General features: G+C 60.6%; 13 protein-coding genes and 1 pseudogene. 7 read left to right on the forward strand and 7 right to left on the reverse strand.

Annotated elements, in window-relative coordinates:
• Nucleotides 1-157: 157 nt before the first annotated feature.
• Complete coding sequence (locus JFN90_RS16110; protein ID WP_236019034.1) at nucleotides 158-1,540, reverse strand: radical SAM protein; 1,383 nt, start codon at nucleotides 1,538-1,540, stop codon at nucleotides 158-160.
• A 396-nt stretch (nucleotides 1,541-1,936) separates the two neighbouring features.
• Between JFN90_RS16110 and ung the strand changes: the two genes are divergently transcribed.
• Entirely contained in the window at nucleotides 1,937-2,629 is a 693-nt protein-coding gene (gene ung / locus JFN90_RS16115; RefSeq protein WP_199396154.1) for a uracil-DNA glycosylase, read from the forward strand.
• Nucleotides 2,630-2,698: 69 nt separating this feature from the next.
• Here ung and JFN90_RS16120 read toward each other — a convergent pair whose 3' ends face one another.
• Nucleotides 2,699-4,297 carry a methyl-accepting chemotaxis protein gene (locus JFN90_RS16120; protein WP_199396155.1) on the reverse strand — a complete coding sequence of 533 codons (1,599 nt, stop codon included), beginning with the start codon at nucleotides 4,295-4,297 and terminating at the stop codon, nucleotides 2,699-2,701.
• 302 nt (nucleotides 4,298-4,599) lie between these two features.
• On the opposite strand from JFN90_RS16120, the gene JFN90_RS16125 reads away from it, so the two are divergent.
• Nucleotides 4,600-4,902: a hypothetical protein gene (locus JFN90_RS16125; RefSeq protein WP_199396156.1), complete on the forward strand. Its 303-nt coding sequence runs from the start codon at nucleotides 4,600-4,602 to the stop codon at nucleotides 4,900-4,902.
• Nucleotides 4,903-4,950: 48 nt separating this feature from the next.
• Here JFN90_RS16125 and JFN90_RS16130 read toward each other — a convergent pair whose 3' ends face one another.
• The 3 genes from JFN90_RS16130 to JFN90_RS16140 are packed head-to-tail and all read right to left on the reverse strand — an operon-like array spanning nucleotide 4,951 to nucleotide 8,327.
• Nucleotides 4,951-7,140: an ATP-binding protein gene (locus tag JFN90_RS16130; protein WP_199396157.1), complete on the reverse strand. Its 2,190-nt coding sequence runs from the start codon at nucleotides 7,138-7,140 to the stop codon at nucleotides 4,951-4,953.
• Entirely contained in the window at nucleotides 7,127-8,002 is an 876-nt protein-coding gene (locus tag JFN90_RS16135; RefSeq protein WP_199396158.1) for an HDOD domain-containing protein, read from the reverse strand. The genes JFN90_RS16130 and JFN90_RS16135 overlap by 14 nt, the downstream gene beginning before the upstream one ends.
• Entirely contained in the window at nucleotides 7,992-8,327 is a 336-nt protein-coding gene (locus tag JFN90_RS16140; protein ID WP_328755757.1) for a hypothetical protein, read from the reverse strand. Before JFN90_RS16140 ends, JFN90_RS16135 begins: the two co-directional genes overlap by 11 nt.
• A 211-nt stretch (nucleotides 8,328-8,538) precedes the next feature.
• Between JFN90_RS16140 and JFN90_RS16145 the strand changes: the two genes are divergently transcribed.
• The 3 genes from JFN90_RS16145 to JFN90_RS16155 all read left to right on the forward strand — a co-directional run bounded on the left by JFN90_RS16145 (nucleotide 8,539) and on the right by JFN90_RS16155 (nucleotide 11,056).
• Nucleotides 8,539-9,465, forward strand: coding sequence for a DMT family transporter (locus tag JFN90_RS16145; protein ID WP_199396160.1), 927 nt, complete (start codon nucleotides 8,539-8,541; stop codon nucleotides 9,463-9,465).
• Between the two features lie 69 nt (nucleotides 9,466-9,534).
• Nucleotides 9,535-10,320, forward strand: coding sequence for an Fpg/Nei family DNA glycosylase (locus tag JFN90_RS16150; RefSeq protein ID WP_199396161.1), 786 nt, complete (start codon nucleotides 9,535-9,537; stop codon nucleotides 10,318-10,320).
• A 208-nt stretch (nucleotides 10,321-10,528) separates the two neighbouring features.
• Nucleotides 10,529-11,056: a DUF4142 domain-containing protein gene (locus JFN90_RS16155; protein ID WP_199396162.1), complete on the forward strand. Its 528-nt coding sequence runs from the start codon at nucleotides 10,529-10,531 to the stop codon at nucleotides 11,054-11,056.
• Nucleotides 11,057-11,321: 265 nt separating this feature from the next.
• On the opposite strand, the pseudogene JFN90_RS22280 reads toward JFN90_RS16155, so the two are convergent.
• Together JFN90_RS22280 and JFN90_RS16165 are read right to left on the reverse strand one after the other, a co-directional pair.
• A pseudogene (locus JFN90_RS22280) lies at nucleotides 11,322-11,546 on the reverse strand (4-alpha-glucanotransferase); the annotation flags it as partial.
• 76 nt (nucleotides 11,547-11,622) lie between these two features.
• The gene (locus JFN90_RS16165; protein ID WP_199396163.1) at nucleotides 11,623-13,161 is read right to left on the reverse strand and encodes a cytochrome B6; all 1,539 of its coding nucleotides are present in this window, start codon (nucleotides 13,159-13,161) and stop codon (nucleotides 11,623-11,625) included.
• Nucleotides 13,162-13,415: 254 nt separating this feature from the next.
• Between JFN90_RS16165 and JFN90_RS16170 the strand changes: the two genes are divergently transcribed.
• Together JFN90_RS16170 and JFN90_RS16175 are read left to right on the forward strand one after the other, a co-directional pair.
• A complete protein-coding gene (locus JFN90_RS16170) occupies nucleotides 13,416-13,961 on the forward strand; it encodes a hypothetical protein (protein WP_199396164.1) in 546 nt (181 codons plus the stop codon).
• 3 nt (nucleotides 13,962-13,964) lie between these two features.
• Entirely contained in the window at nucleotides 13,965-14,495 is a 531-nt protein-coding gene (locus JFN90_RS16175) for a glycine zipper family protein (RefSeq protein WP_199396165.1), read from the forward strand.
• Nucleotides 14,496-14,636: the final 141 nt, after the last annotated feature.

Genomic DNA, 14,636 nt, shown 5'->3' on the forward strand with positions numbered 1-14,636 from the left:
CGATGTGGGAGAGTAGGTCGCCGCAGGGAATTTAATTGAAAAAGCCCCGTCTGATTACAGACGGGGCTTTTTCGCGTTCTGAGCCGACAAGCGCCGGTTGCCTTTCTCGTACCGACTCCTGTCGCCTCCCCTAATCTTCTTCTTTCCCTTTAGCAGTTCAGAGCTTGCTCTCCCCCTGCACCATGGGGCATTGCGCCGGCGGGACCAGCACGCTGCCGGAATGAAAATAGGCGTCACGGAAACAGTATCCTGCTTTGCTCTGGCACTGTGCCAAGTTCTTGCAGTCGTAGCAAGCCGCCCCTTTGAACTGTTCTGTCTTCGGAAACGGGTAGTTCTGCAAGGGGTCGCTGTTCCACACTTCCTGGATCGAGTTGGTCGAGACGTCGCCTACGAAAAGGGTTTCGTCCTCAGGTACGGTGTCATAGAGCATCACCTTTCCATCAGGTGTGATGGTCATGCTGCTGTGCGCGCCAAAGGCATGCTCCCCTTCCCTCCAACGTCTGATTTTCTCGTGAATCTCGGGATCCTCTCCCGGCAGAACGTTCACTGGATCGGTCAATCGCCTGTGTACTGCGGCCGTATCTTGCGCCGGTTCACAGCCAATGGTTCTCAGATCGATCTCGGGGAAGTCGATCCTCGCGCGGCGGCACTGGTCGATGATGGATGCTCTGTCTTCCTTGCTGAGGTACAAGCTTTCGTTTTTGCCGGAGAGGCTTCTGTTATGGGCCGCTACCGAGATCTGGCGCACCCCCATGTCCTGCAACTCCTCGACCCAGTCGTAGATGTGCGGGACGGTGAGTGCCGTCACCACGGCTTTGACCCTGACGTTGAAGCCTCTTTTCAGCAGGTTCCTGATGCTGTGCACCGCCCTGTGGTAGTAACCGGGGCTCCCGGCCAGGTTGTCCGCAGTCGATTCGTTGGGGTCCATGTTCAGCTGGATCTCGCGCACGTACTGGTTGACCGGCTGTGTCATGCCGATGGCGACCAGTCTGTCTGCTATTTCTTCGGTGATATAACACTTGGTGGAGAGGACGAAAAGCATTTCCAGGTCTATCAACTCCTCGATCAACTTCAGTGCGTCCTTCCTGAAAAGGGGGTCACCGCCGGAGAGAGTGATCTGGTCGATTCCCAGGGATCTCGCTTCACGCAGCAACTCTTTCCAGCGCTCGGTTGACAGTAGCTTGCTCTCGGGGACGCAGTGCCCCTTGGCAAAGCAGTATGAACAGTTGGTATGGCAGTCATTGGAGAACATGAGATTAAGCGAGAGGGGCACCGCCGGTCTTTCTTGGGCCTTCCACTTGGAAGCCTTGACCGCGAATTCGAAAGGGTCGATCCGCTTGACGTAAGGCTCCAGTTCCGGGGTCATGTTGACCACGGCGTCATCCTCCCGGTTTGCTGCCATGATCACGCCTGTTACAAACTCCTGGGACACCTCCTGCGATTCCAGGTCGAAAGCATACTGGGCGATCATGGATAGGTGCCGTAAGGTCAGTCTGCCGTCCATGAGGGCGAGCGTGGCGCCCATTTTGGGTGACAACATGGAGTATCGCACCTGCTCTTGCTCGTACCGGCAAAGCAGTGCCCAGTGACCATTTCGTTTCAGGCGCCAGTAAGGAGAAATAACGGGAATTGTGGTCTCGGTGATAGCTACATCCTTGCCCAAAACGGAACATTCGAGTGGCATGATCTCCTCCTCCTTAGAAATACGCCTCTATTTTTCAACCACAACAGTCTACTTCAGCATTAAAAACTGTCAATGTAAGTTGCCTTTACGTGCTATCTGCAACAAATGTTGCTCGGGAGCTGGCAGTGAACAATGTGGAGCAGTGATGGTGTGTACAGCAGGAGTGGGAACTATAGATAGGGCTTGGCGGCCCGGGGGAGGGTATGGTAATTTCTGCTTTATTCTATTGATGACACATGCGGAGCCGGTACGATGTCGATTGAATCACAGGTACGTCTGGAGACGAGCTGGAAAAACCATCTCCTGGACGAGTTCGAGAAGCCCTACATGCGGGACCTCAGAGAGTTCCTGCGCCAGGAGATGTCCAGGCGCAAGGTGATCTATCCCAAGGGGAGTGAATTCTTCAATGCCTTGAATTGCACCGCGTTCGACCGGGTCCGGGTGGTCATCCTGGGCCAGGACCCGTACCACGGGCCGGACCAGGCCCATGGGTTGTGCTTCTCCGTGCAGCACGGCATTGACGTTCCTCCCTCCCTGGTGAACATATTCAAGGAGATTCAGAGCGACCTGGGGCTGGCCGCGGCTGACTTCAAGCACGGCCACCTGGGTGCGTGGGCCGAGCAGGGCGTCTTGCTGCTGAACAGTGTCCTGACGGTGGAGGCGGGCAAGGCGGCTTCACACCAGGGTAAAGGGTGGGAGATTTTTACCGACCGCGTCATCTCGCTTTTGAACGAGAAGAAGGAGCACGTGGTTTTCATGTTGTGGGGTGCCTACGCCCAGAAAAAGGGGGCTGTCATCGACGAGAAGCGGCACCTGGTGCTGCGCGCCCCGCATCCCTCACCGCTTTCGGCGCACCGGGGCTTTCTCGGTTGCCGGCATTTCTCGCAGGCCAACTCCTACCTGGTCCGGCACGGCCTGGACCCCATCGACTGGCGCCTCCCCTGACACCACCGCAAAACAAAGACGGCCCGGGCATCATGACGAGCCGTCCTTGCTTCTGGCTGCTGTTTTCGACTAATAGCTGAAGCGGCTGATCTGTCCCTTCAGGTTTGCAGACAGCGAATTCAACTTGTCGGCGGTGGTCATGGATTCGCGGTTGGCCCGAGCCGTCCCCTGGATGATCCCCGTGATCTGGTGCACGTTGTTGCTGATCTCGCGGCTGGTGGCGCTTTGCTCCTCGGCCGCCGTGGCGATCTGGCCGATCTGCAGGGTCACCTCGTTGATCTGCTTCAGGATTCCTTCAAGGCTCTGCCCCGATTTCACCGAGTCCTCGGCCCCCTTTGCCGCTTCCCGGGCACTTTCCTGCATCACCTGAACCGCACGCGTGGTCTCGTCCTGGATGGAACGTATATTATTCTCTATTTCCTTGGTGGCATGAGTAGTCCGCTCGGCCAGACTGCGCACTTCATCAGCGACGACGGCAAAGCCGCGCCCCTGCTCTCCTGCGCGGGCCGCCTCGATGGCTGCGTTGAGCGCCAGCAGGTTGGTCTGGTCCGCGATGTCCTGGATCGTGTTGATGATCTCCCCGATCTGCTGCGACATGGCGCCCAGGCTGCTCACGCTTTCGGAGGTAAGGCGCACCTTCTCGTTGATGAGCTGCATGCCGCGGATGCTCCGCTCGACGTCGCTGGAGCCGATGGTGGCCATGTCGCAGGCGCGCTGCGCGCTTTCGACCGCCTGCAGGCAATTCTTGGAGATGTCGGCTGAGGTAGCAGCCATCTCCTCGCCTGCGGTCGATACCGTTTCGGTCTGTCCCGCCACTTCCTCGGTGGTGCGGGCCAGTTGCTCGGTGCTGTGGTGCAATTCGGAACTTGCCTCGGTCACCGCGTTGGCATTATCGGCAACGGTCTGGACGATGGCGTGCACCCGCTCGATAAAGAGGTTAAAGTACCGGCTTGCCGTACCAATCTCGTCATCCGACTCCGCCAGGCGCCGGGTAAGGTCCCCGTCCCCCTCGGCGACGTGCTTCAGTGTCGCGATCAGCGCCCGCATCGGCTCGAGCGCCCGGTGCAGGACCAGGAAGGCGACCAGCGCCAGGAGACCGGCCAGCAGCACCGAGATGCCCAGGCTCAGGTACTTCAGGTCGTCGAACACCGCGAGAAACTGCGACTTCTTTTCGCCGACGAAGAGGGCGCCGATGACTTTGCCCTGGTTGTCCAAAAGGGGGAGGTACGAGGCGAAGTGGGGGGTACCAAGGATCTTGGCTTCCCCGACGTAGGTGGCGGACCGGTCCATGACCGCCTCCCGGGCCGCCCCCTGCAGCGAGGTCCCTGCCGCCCGGGTGCCGTCGTCTTTCTTGATGGTGGTGGCAACCCGGATGTCGCCCCGGAAAATGGTGGCCTCGCCTCCGAAGATTTCCTTCATCTTATCGGTCAAATCGTTGCGCCCGTCCAGGACCGTCCCGTTAGCCTGCAGCTTGCCGTCCACCATTGCGAATGCGGCGCCGTTGGGGGCAATCAGTTCCCGGAACGCTTTCGTGCGCGAGGTGAGGCCTACGGTGACCTGCCGGGTGATCTCCTTCTTGATCACATAAAGCGTGACTGCCGATGTGGTGATGGTGGCGATCAGGACGATGGCCACGTTGGCGATGAAAATCTTTTTGCTGATGTTCATTAAAGTACACCTCTTGTCGCTGATGGTGGGCGTGATGGTCCCTTAGATTTGTAATACACTTCGGCTTACCCGTTAGAATATTGAGCGAATTCGACTGATTTTCTGTATACAGTATACAGAAAGTAACTCACTGGCTGGGTGGTGGGCAACAACTGTCATAGAAGGCTTCGAGCTTGATCGGGATAAGTCATAGCGGATGCAGCGTGAGGACGAAGTGGTGAAATGGAAAATCACTTGCAAACTCTAGAGGGGGCTTCTATACTCACAATATGCTGAATTGTCGTTGAAAAAGGAGGTTCGTCATGAAAGGTGTCATCAGGAAGCTTGGTTTCCTTGTCACCGTTACACTCATATCCGCACTCCCGGCCGTTGCTGAAACAGGCATGGGGATGAGCGGGGGAGATAGTATCCAGAAAGATCAGTGCCTGCTGGTAGCGCAGACCTGCCGAGACAGCGTTGATTCCCTGCAACAAAGGATCGACCGGCTCCATCGTGAGATCGGCAAAGGAACCAACGTGTACACGAGGGAAGAGCTGAAAAGCCTCGAGTTCCAGCTTCGGGATGCAATCCAGACCATGGAGGTCCTTACCAGGGGTGGAGCGTAACCGGACCGTGCTTTAAAAACAGAGGGGAACGAAAGTGGGGGTTGCAGCTTATGCCTCCATTTTTGTGCCTCCAGGTTGGTTAGGGGGAGCGGCGACGGCTACGAATGCCGCAAAAGCTTGCTCGAGTTGGTCGCAAAGACCGGCCAGCGCGGGGACTTCCCTGTTCTTTGCCGCCTGTTCCAGTTGCGCCGCTATGGTACGCAGGCGGGCCGCGCCCATGTTAGCCGCCGTCCCCGCAATGGTATGTGCCTTGAAGTGGCAGGTCTCGTGGTCTCCCCGCTGCAGTGCCTCTTTCAGCAGGCGAAGGTGCTCGGTCACCGCTTCGACGAACTTCATGACGAAGATCCCCACCACGGCCTCGTCCCCGTCCAGGCGCTCCAAGAGGTCCCCCAAGTCGAAGTCCGGTTCAGGGCCGGTTTCCAACGCCGCCGGCTCCGCACCGGTGGGGAGGTCGAGCGGTCGTGGGGCGCGCCCCACCTCGCTGCTGATCTTCCTGATGACGGCGTTCAGTTCCTTTTCCCGCACCGGCTTGGAGATATGGCTGTCCATCCCGGCCTGGCGGCAGACCTCAACATCCTCCTTCATCGCGTTGGCGGTCATGGCGCAGATATGCACCCTCTGCCCCGTTCCCTTTTCCCGGCAGCGGATGATCCTAGTCGCTTCCAGCCCGTCCATGATCGGCATCTGCACGTCCATAAAAATGAGATCGTAGGGCCACTGCCCCCACTTCTCCAGCGCTTCCTCACCGTTTACGGCGCAATCGACTTGGTGGTTGCCGGTTTTGGCGATGAGCTTCAAGGAAATGAGCTGGTTGATCGGTACGTCGTCGACCAGGAGTATGCGCAGCGGGCTCAGCGCGGCGACGGCCTGTTCTTCCGCTTCCTCCGCCGGCATCTCGCCGGCAAGCGGGAGCCGCGCCTGCAGCGTGAAGCTGAACACGCTCCCCTCGCCGAACCGGCTTTCCACGCCGAGCGCCCCTCCCATCAATTCGACGAGGCTTTTGCTGATGGAGAGCCCGAGGCCGGTGCCGCCGTAAAGGCGCGTGGTGGAACTGTCGGCCTGGGAGAATTTCTCGAAGATGACATCGAGGGCCTGCGGTGCGATGCCGATCCCGGTGTCGGCGACGGCGAATTTGAGCAGCACTCCCCCCGCGGTGTGTTCCAAAAGGCGGCAGCTCACCGTGATGGCCCCCTTGTGGGTGAACTTGAGGGCGTTGCCGACCAGGTTTCCCAGCACCTGCCCGATGCGCACCTGGTCCCCCACGATCAGCTGCGGCAAACCCTGTCCCATCTCCAGCTTGACCTGCACCCCCTTTTCCTGCCCGCGCAGGATGAAGGGCTGTAGGGACCGGACCAGGAAACGATGCAGATCGAAGACGATCCGCTCCAGGGTGATCATGCCGGCTTCCACCTTGGATATGTCCAGGATCTCATTGATGATGGTGAGCAGGCTCTCGGCGCAGTCGGATAACGACCCCAGGTAGTCCTGCTGCACCTCGTCCAGGGGGGTCTCCATGAGCAGCCGGGTCAAGCCGATCACGCCGTTCATCGGGGTCCGGATCTCGTGGCTCATGTTGGCCAGGAAGATGCTTTTGGCGGCGGTGGCGGCCTCGGCCTGCACCAGCGCGTGCTCCAGTTCCGTGGTGCGCTGCTGCACCTTCAGCTCGAGGTTCTGCATGTGTTCCTGGAGCATGTCGTACAGTTCCGAGTTCTCCACGGCGTAGGCCGTGTTGATCAGGATGCTGCTCAACGCGTTCAGCGTGGAAACCTCTGTGCTCAGGTGATTGCCCGGCATGATGCCCGCGAACATCCCCCTGATGCGGCTGTTGGTGGCCAGGACGTGCAGCACCAGGGTCTCGTTGCCGGAGATGGTGGGGACCACGACCGGGTGGTTCTGGTTCAGTGCCCAGGCGAAGGTGCCGTCTAGGACCCTTGCCTCCACCTCTTTGCGGACCCCCGCCCTGGCTTTCTCCGGCTCGCAGACCGTGACATGGAAGGAGGAGTCCTCGTCGATGCCGAACATGGAGAGGGTGACGAACGGGATCAGTCGCCTCAGCTGTCCGAAGACGGCCTTGATGACGAAGGAGGACTCCTTGACGCGGTAGATGTCCGACTGAAAGTCGCTGCAGGCGGTCAGGACGTCGAGTGTCTTCAGGTAGTTGAGGTTACTCTCCTCGAGGAAGTTGACCCTTTCCTGGAGCTTGCGGATCTGGATATCCCGTGCGTCATCGGGCGGCATCGTTCCCCCCGAAGAGTGCGGCCACTGTCTGTTCGTAAGTGGCATCGACCTGCTTCACCAGCGTCGGCAGGTAGAAACTGGAGATCTGCAACCGGTCCCAGACGCCCTGGTCCAGTTCCGGGACGAAGATTTCCCCGCTGTTGCCGATCTGCAGCGAGTGGGCGATCAGGTCCGCGAAGTGCAGGATGGCCCCTTCTCTCGGGTACTGGTCCCCCTTGCTGCTGTCGTGGTGCGTCCCCACCGGCTCGGCCACCCGCGGCGGTATTTTCCAGCGCTTGAGGAGCGCGCCCCCCACCTCGGCGTGGTCGAAACCCAGTTTTTCGCGCTCGGCGCGGTGCAGCAGGGATCCCGTGGCACGGCACTGTTCGAGCAGTTCCAGGCAGATCTCGGGAATCTTGACGTACATCACCAGCCTTCCAATGTCGTGCAGGATCCCTCCCACAAAGAAGCGCTCCAGGTTGGATTCCCGTTGGCTGGTGGCAAGTAACCTCGAGGCGAGCCCGGTGGCGATGCTGTGCTTCCAGAACTGCTCCATGTTCACCAGGTCCTCGGGGATCCCCTTGAACACGTCCATGACCGAGAGGGCGAGGGCCAGGTCGCGCACTTGGAGCACCCCGATGATGGTCACCGCCTGGGTGATGGTGTCGATCTTGGAGAAGTAACCGAAAAGCGGGCTGTTGGCGAGCTTGAGGATGCGCGCCGTGAGCCCCTGGTCCTCGGCGATGATCTTCGCGATGTCGCCGATGGAGCTGCGGGGATGATCGATCGCCTCCGACAGTTGCGAATAGAATAGGGGGAGGGAATGGATGGTGGAAACATCTTCCACCATGTGCTCCACCGACAGTTGGGGCTTACGCAGCACGGTTAGCCCTCCTCTCGGTGCAGATCCGCATCAGTTCCTTGATGGCGGGATGCTCCGGGTCGTTGTAGATGAAGAGCCGCTCCATTTCCGCCCTAGCTTGGGCCAGGACCTCGGGATCGATCTCCTGGTTCAACGGGGCCGTCGTCTCCGCGTCCTCGACGACGGCGTCTCCGGCCACCTCGACCTCGAGTACGCCCCACATGCGAAAGATGGAGAAATGCTTGTCGGTAAGCTCGGCGCCAGCGGGCAACAGCATGCGCCCGCTGCGGTCGCAGACGTCGCGGCTGAGCACCATGCCGGGTGTGAGGTTGTCGATGTGTACCACTGCCAAGGCGAAGCCTCCTCTTTCTGGGCGAGGGCTGCAAAGAGAGCCTGTTTTGAATGTATCGGTAGGCAGCAGATTTTACTTTAGTGGAGATAATGTCTGTACAGGCATCGGCTGCCGCTGGCATTACATGTTTAAAAAAATTTAAGACTATGTTTGTCGTGCGTCACGACAGTTGACATCTGCGGCCACCCCTGTCTTTAATATGCCGATGCACACAACCATTCAACATGATCACCGTTCATCCAAAGCCACCTTCTGGTTGATACTGACAACCGTCTTTTGGGGCGGCAGTTTCATCTTCAACAAGATCGGCTTTCGCGAGATCCCGCCGGTCACCTTCCTGTTTTACCGCTTCGCGCTGGCGACGCTGCTCATGGGAATACTCTGCCTGCCGCGGCTCAAGCGCTTCAATCGGCGCACCTTGCGCACCGGCCTCTTGGTCGGCCTTGCCCTCTCCGCCACCAACCTTTCCTTCGTCCTCGGGGTGAGCGGGACCAGCGTTTCCCGGGCCGGGTTCTTGAACAACCTGTTCGTGCTCCTGATCCCGCTTTTGTGCTTCGCCTTCTGGCGCGAGCGGTTGGACCGGTTGAGCGCAGCCGGGCTGGTGCTGGCCCTGGCTGGCCTCTGGCTTTTGGCCCGCGGCGGCGTGGACGGCTTCAACAAGGGAGACCTGCTGTCGACCCTCTGCGCGCTGTTCATCGCGCTGCACATCATTTCGGTTTCCAAGCTTCTGCGTGACGAGGACATCTACCTGCTGAGTTTCGTCCAGTTCGCCACGGTGACGGTGGTGGGGGGGACTCTGGACGTGCTCTCTCCTTCTGGGCCCCTATCCGTCACCTGGGTCTCGCTCGGGTCGCTCATCTACTGCGCCATCTTTCCGACCGTGATCTGCTTCACCCTGCAGAACACCTACCAGCGCTACACCACTCCCACCAAGGCGGGGCTCATCTACACCATGGACCCGGTCTGGAGCATGCTGGGGGGAACGCTGCTTTTGGGCGAGCGGCTGACCACCGAGGAGTGGACGGGTTGTGCGTTGATCTTCGCCGCCGTGGTGCTTCCCCTGTCCGTGAAGCGCCTGCGCGAGCGGCAGCTCGGTATCGACTACCGCGCCGAGGGCGCTGCCGCCGACTGACTTCAACGTTGACTTAGCGCCGTTGCGGGCTACGCTCACCCAGTGATCTTCTGCCGTAAAGGAGGAACCATGCCCGAACTCCCCGATCTCACTATCTACGCTGAAAATCTCGCCAAGGCCCTGACCGGCAAGAAGGTTCACGAGGTGGCGTATCACCAGAGGGGAAAACTGAACGTGGCCGAAGCGGAACTTTCCCGGGCGGTCAATGGAGCCCAGCTGACCGGCGTGGAGAGGGCGGGGAAACAGGTCGCCTTCCGGTTCGATAACGGCAACACCCTGCGGGTGCACCTGATGCTGACCGGCGGTTTCGTCCTGACCGATTCCAGCGCGATGACAAGCCTGCGCTACCCGGTGCTCACTGTCCGCTTCGACGACGGTTCCGTCCTGGCGGTTACCGACGAAAAGGGATGGGCCAACTTGGCGCTGAACCCCGGCGACGACAAGGACGCGCCCGACGCTCTTGTCCTCACGCCGGAGCAGCTGGAGCAGCTGTGCCGGAAGAAGCCAAGAGCCCTCATCAAGCCGCTGCTGCTCGACCAGGCACTCATCGGCGGCATCGGCAACGCCTACGCCGACGAGATCCTCTGGACCGCGCGCATCTCGCCCAAGTCGCCTGCCGGCAAGCTTCCCCCCGAAGCGGTCCGGGACTTGGCGGCCGCCATCCCGCAGGTGCTTGAAGATGCCATAGCCGAGCTCAGGAAGCGGCATCCGGACATGGTCGCGGGTGAGTACCGTGAGTTTTTGAAGGTGCACCGTCCCGAGCTGAAGACTTCCCCCACCGGCGCCAAGATCCTCAAGGAGACCGTACAGTCCAAGCGCACCTACTACACGGAGGAGCAGCGGCTGTACCAGTAACGGCGCGTCCTCGCGCTCTCCGCACCACCCCTGTTTCTCAGACCAGCCTCCAGCGCCCGCAAGGGCGCTTTTGCGTTGCCGCCACCTGACCTCTCCCGCCTACCAGCTTGCTGCCGGTTGACAAGAGCCCGAACGCCGTTACTTTTAGATGGTTAGATTTTGCTAATCTGACATATCGTCGGCTTCGGCCACAAAAAAAGGAGGCAACATGAAGAGAAAATTGGTGTGTATGGCGGCGGTTTCCCTGTTTGCGGTATGCAGCCTGGTTCTTCCGGCACTGGCGGCTGAGAAGCTCACCATGGGCGAGAAATCGTTCATCAAGGAAGCGGCCAGCGGCGGCATGATGGAGGTCGAACTGGGGCAGATGGCCAAGGATAAGGCCAAATCGCAGGAGGTGAAGGATTTCGCCCAGCGCATGGTAACCGACCATGGCAAGGCTAACGAAGAGCTAAAGAGCGCGGTGGGCAACAGGGTCAAGATGCCGACCAAGATGGAGCTAAAGCACAAGTCCACCGTTGAGAAGCTCTCCAAGGCGTCTGCCGACGAGTTCGACAAGAAGTACGCCGAGGCCATGGTGAAGGACCACAAAAAAGACGTGGAAAAGTTCACTAAGGAAAGCAAGAAGGTCAAGGATCCGGAGCTGAAGGGATGGATCGACAAGACCCTGCCGGTGCTCGAGCAGCACCTGCAACATGCCAGGGACATGGCTCACAAGCTGGGCGTGGCCGAGAAATAAGAAAGCGGCGTCAGCCGCACGAGGTACTAAGAAGAGGGGCTTCGTCGTCAGACGAAGCCCCTCTTTGCTTCAGCGCGCCCGGTCGTATCTGACCGTCATATCGGCCAGCCGCGCGGCGATGCCCGCCAGCTCGCACGACGGCGGCAGCCGCCATTGCCAGTTCCCCTCGGTCCTCCCGGGGGTGTTCATGCGCGTCTCCTCCCCCCCCTCCCAAAAGGTCCTGCATCTGGATGACGGCCGTCTGCGCTACCGACATCAGGGCGAGACGGATCACCTCCCCGTGGGGCTCCCCTTCTGGCGACCGTCCCAGGTAACGCGCCAGCCGCTCCCTCTGGTCGGCCGCGGCGCCGTCATACCACCCCCGGACCGTGTTGGTGTCGTGCGTCCCGGTGTAGGCTACGCTGTTGACGCTGTGGTTGAGGTCTCCGATGCCGAAGGGAGAGGGGCGCGAGGTGATGTGGCACAGGATGCCGTTGGAGCGCTTCTTTATGAACTCCTCCGTGGAAAAAGCCCCACTCGTGGCAAGTGGGGCTTTGGCTGCAAGTTGAAGGGTGCCGGATGAGGGGCTAGAGCACCCGCAGGAACGCGACCAGGTAGTTCTGTTCCTGCTGGCTGAGCCTTAAGCCCAGCACGAGATCGAAGAACTTGACCGTGTCCTCCAACGTAAGGCAGCGGCCGTCATGCATGTAGGGCGGGCTCTCCTTGATGCCGCGCAGGGTAAAGGTCTTGATGGGGCCGTCGCCCGGCTCCCTGGTGAAGCGGTCGAGCTGCAGGTCGTGCATCTGTTGGTCCAGGTAGAACGGGGCCGGGTGGCACAGGCCGCACCGTCCCTTGCCGAAAAACACCTGCTGCCCTGCGAGCTCTGCCTGGGTGGCCCGCTCGGGGACGAGGAAGCCGGCCGGGTCGAGTTTGGGTGCCGGGGGCACGTCGAACATGTTCTGCATCTGGGCCATGTGTGCGACCTGGACGCGGCTGATCACGTTCATCCCCTTCTTCGCGGCATGGATTTCGTCGCCGTTGAAGTAGGCGGTACGCTGCTCAAACTCGGAGAAGTCCTCGACGGAGCGGAGGCTCCTCTTCGAGGCGTGGATCTGTTGGTTAAAAAGTCCCCTGAGGCTCACCGTGTCGAGCCGGAAGCGGCGCTCCTGGGGCCGGATGTCGGGGCTCAGGTGAAACTGCGCCGTGGTGTGACCGTTGACATGGCAGTCAAGACAGGCGACGCCCAGGCTCGGCTGGGGTGATTTGCGGTCATCGGTGGGGTTGAACTCCTCCTGCGGGAAGGGGGTCACCAGCATGCGCAGGCCGTCGAGCTGGACCGGGGTGAGCAGGTCCTTGAACAGGCGGTAGTAGTTGTTGATGGAGACCACCTCGCCGCGCGATACGTCACCCAATTCCGGCCGGTTCTGCAGGAAGATCGCCGGCGGGAATTCCGGCAGGAATGCTTCCGGGATGTCGAAGTCGACGTCGAAGCGCTGCAGCCTCGGGAACATGTCGATCTGCATCTGGGGAAAGACCTGGCCGCCGTTCACCTGTTTCGGGTGCGGGAGCGGCGGGTAGGGGAACAGGTTCCTGGACCTGATCTCGCCGGGATTCATGTCCGCGAGCCTCTCCCAGGTCGTCCCCTGGGCCAGCCGTGCCGTCGGGCCGACTGCGATCGGTTTGCCGCGCGACATCTTCACGTCGGGCGACAGCCTGGGGCGCAGGTCGTAGCGGGATTCCAGGAGGCGCAGCTGGGTCTCCATCACCTTGGGCTTTTCCCCAACGTCCTTCTGGTACACCTCCTGGAAGGTCATCATCGGCTTCTTGGCGTCCAGCGGGTCGCGGTAGAAGTCGAAGCCCAGGGTCTTTCCTTCATCGGGCTGGTTCTTGAAGGCGGTCGAGGCAGGGGCGGCCTTGGTGGCGCTGAAGAGATCGGACTGGTCGTGGCTTCCCTTTTGCTGTTCCGGGCGGTTTTGCGGCACTTCCCTCGGCGTCTGGGCTTCCATCGCCGCGTCGGGCGGGGCCGTGCGCGGGGCATGCCCCTCCGCGGTCCAGGAGTTTACGGCGGGAAGTGCCAGAGCTGCTGCAAGAAAAAGGGACGAGACGACGATTGCATCTTTTCTCATACGTTAGCTCCTTTAAGGACGGGAATATTTGAACCCGCTAATTTTTACATGGCCGTCAGGGAAGTCAAACTGCTGAGGGGGAGGTAGCGTGCGCGGGGGGGCGGTGCTGTATCAACCGCACTCTTTGTGGTGCGGCTTCACATTGACAGGGCCGTTACCTCACGGTATGTTGTCTCCCGTTAGTTTTTGCAGATATTTCGGGCAGGTAGTATACTGAAATCGTTGTAAAACATCCCTCAAAGGAGGGTCAGGTCATGAAGAAGATCCGGATTAGCACCCTTTTACTTCCGTTGTTCCTGATCGCTGTGTCAGTGACAGGTCCCGTTACCATCAGCCGTGCCGATTCGGGAGCGCGCGGGGAATCTTACACACGTGTCGCGGATCGCGGCGGCGGTGACGTCGTGGCCCGTGCGGCGACGCGCGGCGGGGGCGGCTACAGCCGGGGCTACAGCCGCGGCGGTTACAGCTATGGTGGCCACAGGGACGGTGGGCACTTCTCCGGCAGCGTCTATATCGGTCCGAGTTGGGGCTGGGGCTGGGATCCCTTCTTCTACCCCTATTACTACAACTATCCGGCCTACCCGTACTACTACACCCCGCCGACGGTTGTGGCGCCCCAGGAACCGCAGGAATATATCTCTCCCGACACCGGCACCGGCGCAGAGCAAACCGGGTACTGGTATTACTGCCGCAAGCCGGCTGGATATTACCCGTACGTGGAGCGCTGCCCCGGCGGATGGATGAAGGTGGTGCCCGATACAACGCCCCCCGGCCAGTCCGAGGAAGACAAGGAGGATTGAAAGATGAGAAAGACCACGACAACAGCTTGGTCGTTGATTGTCTTCCTGGTGCTCAGCGGCTGCGCCACCATGCCCACGGGCCCAAGCGTCAGGGTGCTGCCGACCCCCGGGAAGTCCTTTGAGCAGTTCATGTCTGAAGACGCACTGTGCCGCAGGTACGCCGAACATCAGCTCGGCATGAGCCCGCAAGACACGGCCAACCAGAATACCGCCACCAGCGCGGTGGTCGGTGGGGCCGTCGGGGCCGGCGTCGGGGCCCTGTTGGGCGCGGCCGGCGGCAATGCGGGTGCCGGCGCGGCGATCGGCGGCGGTACCGGCCTTCTCTTCGGCGCGGCGAGCGGCAACGAATCGGGCCGCGTCTACGGCTACGAGGCCCAACGGCGCTACGACAACACCTACGTGCAGTGCATGTACGCCAAGGGGAACCAGATCCCGGGATCCTCGGTGCGCAAGGTACGCCGTGCGCGGCCTTACACCCCGCCCCCTCCTCCCGACATGTACTCGGTCCCGCCGGATTACTATCCGGAACGTTGAAAGAAGTAGGGGCGCCTTCCCGGGCGCCCTTTCTTTATTGATATCCTACGGACATTTCTGGAGAGAGGGTGCGCGACAGAAGGGACTGACTCCGTTAGCCCTGTCCCTCTCTCTAGCGGAACGCTCTTTTCAGTCGTCACC

Source organism: Geomonas propionica (genome assembly GCF_016458235.1).
Classification (GTDB): domain Bacteria; phylum Desulfobacterota; class Desulfuromonadia; order Geobacterales; family Geobacteraceae; genus Geomonas; species Geomonas propionica.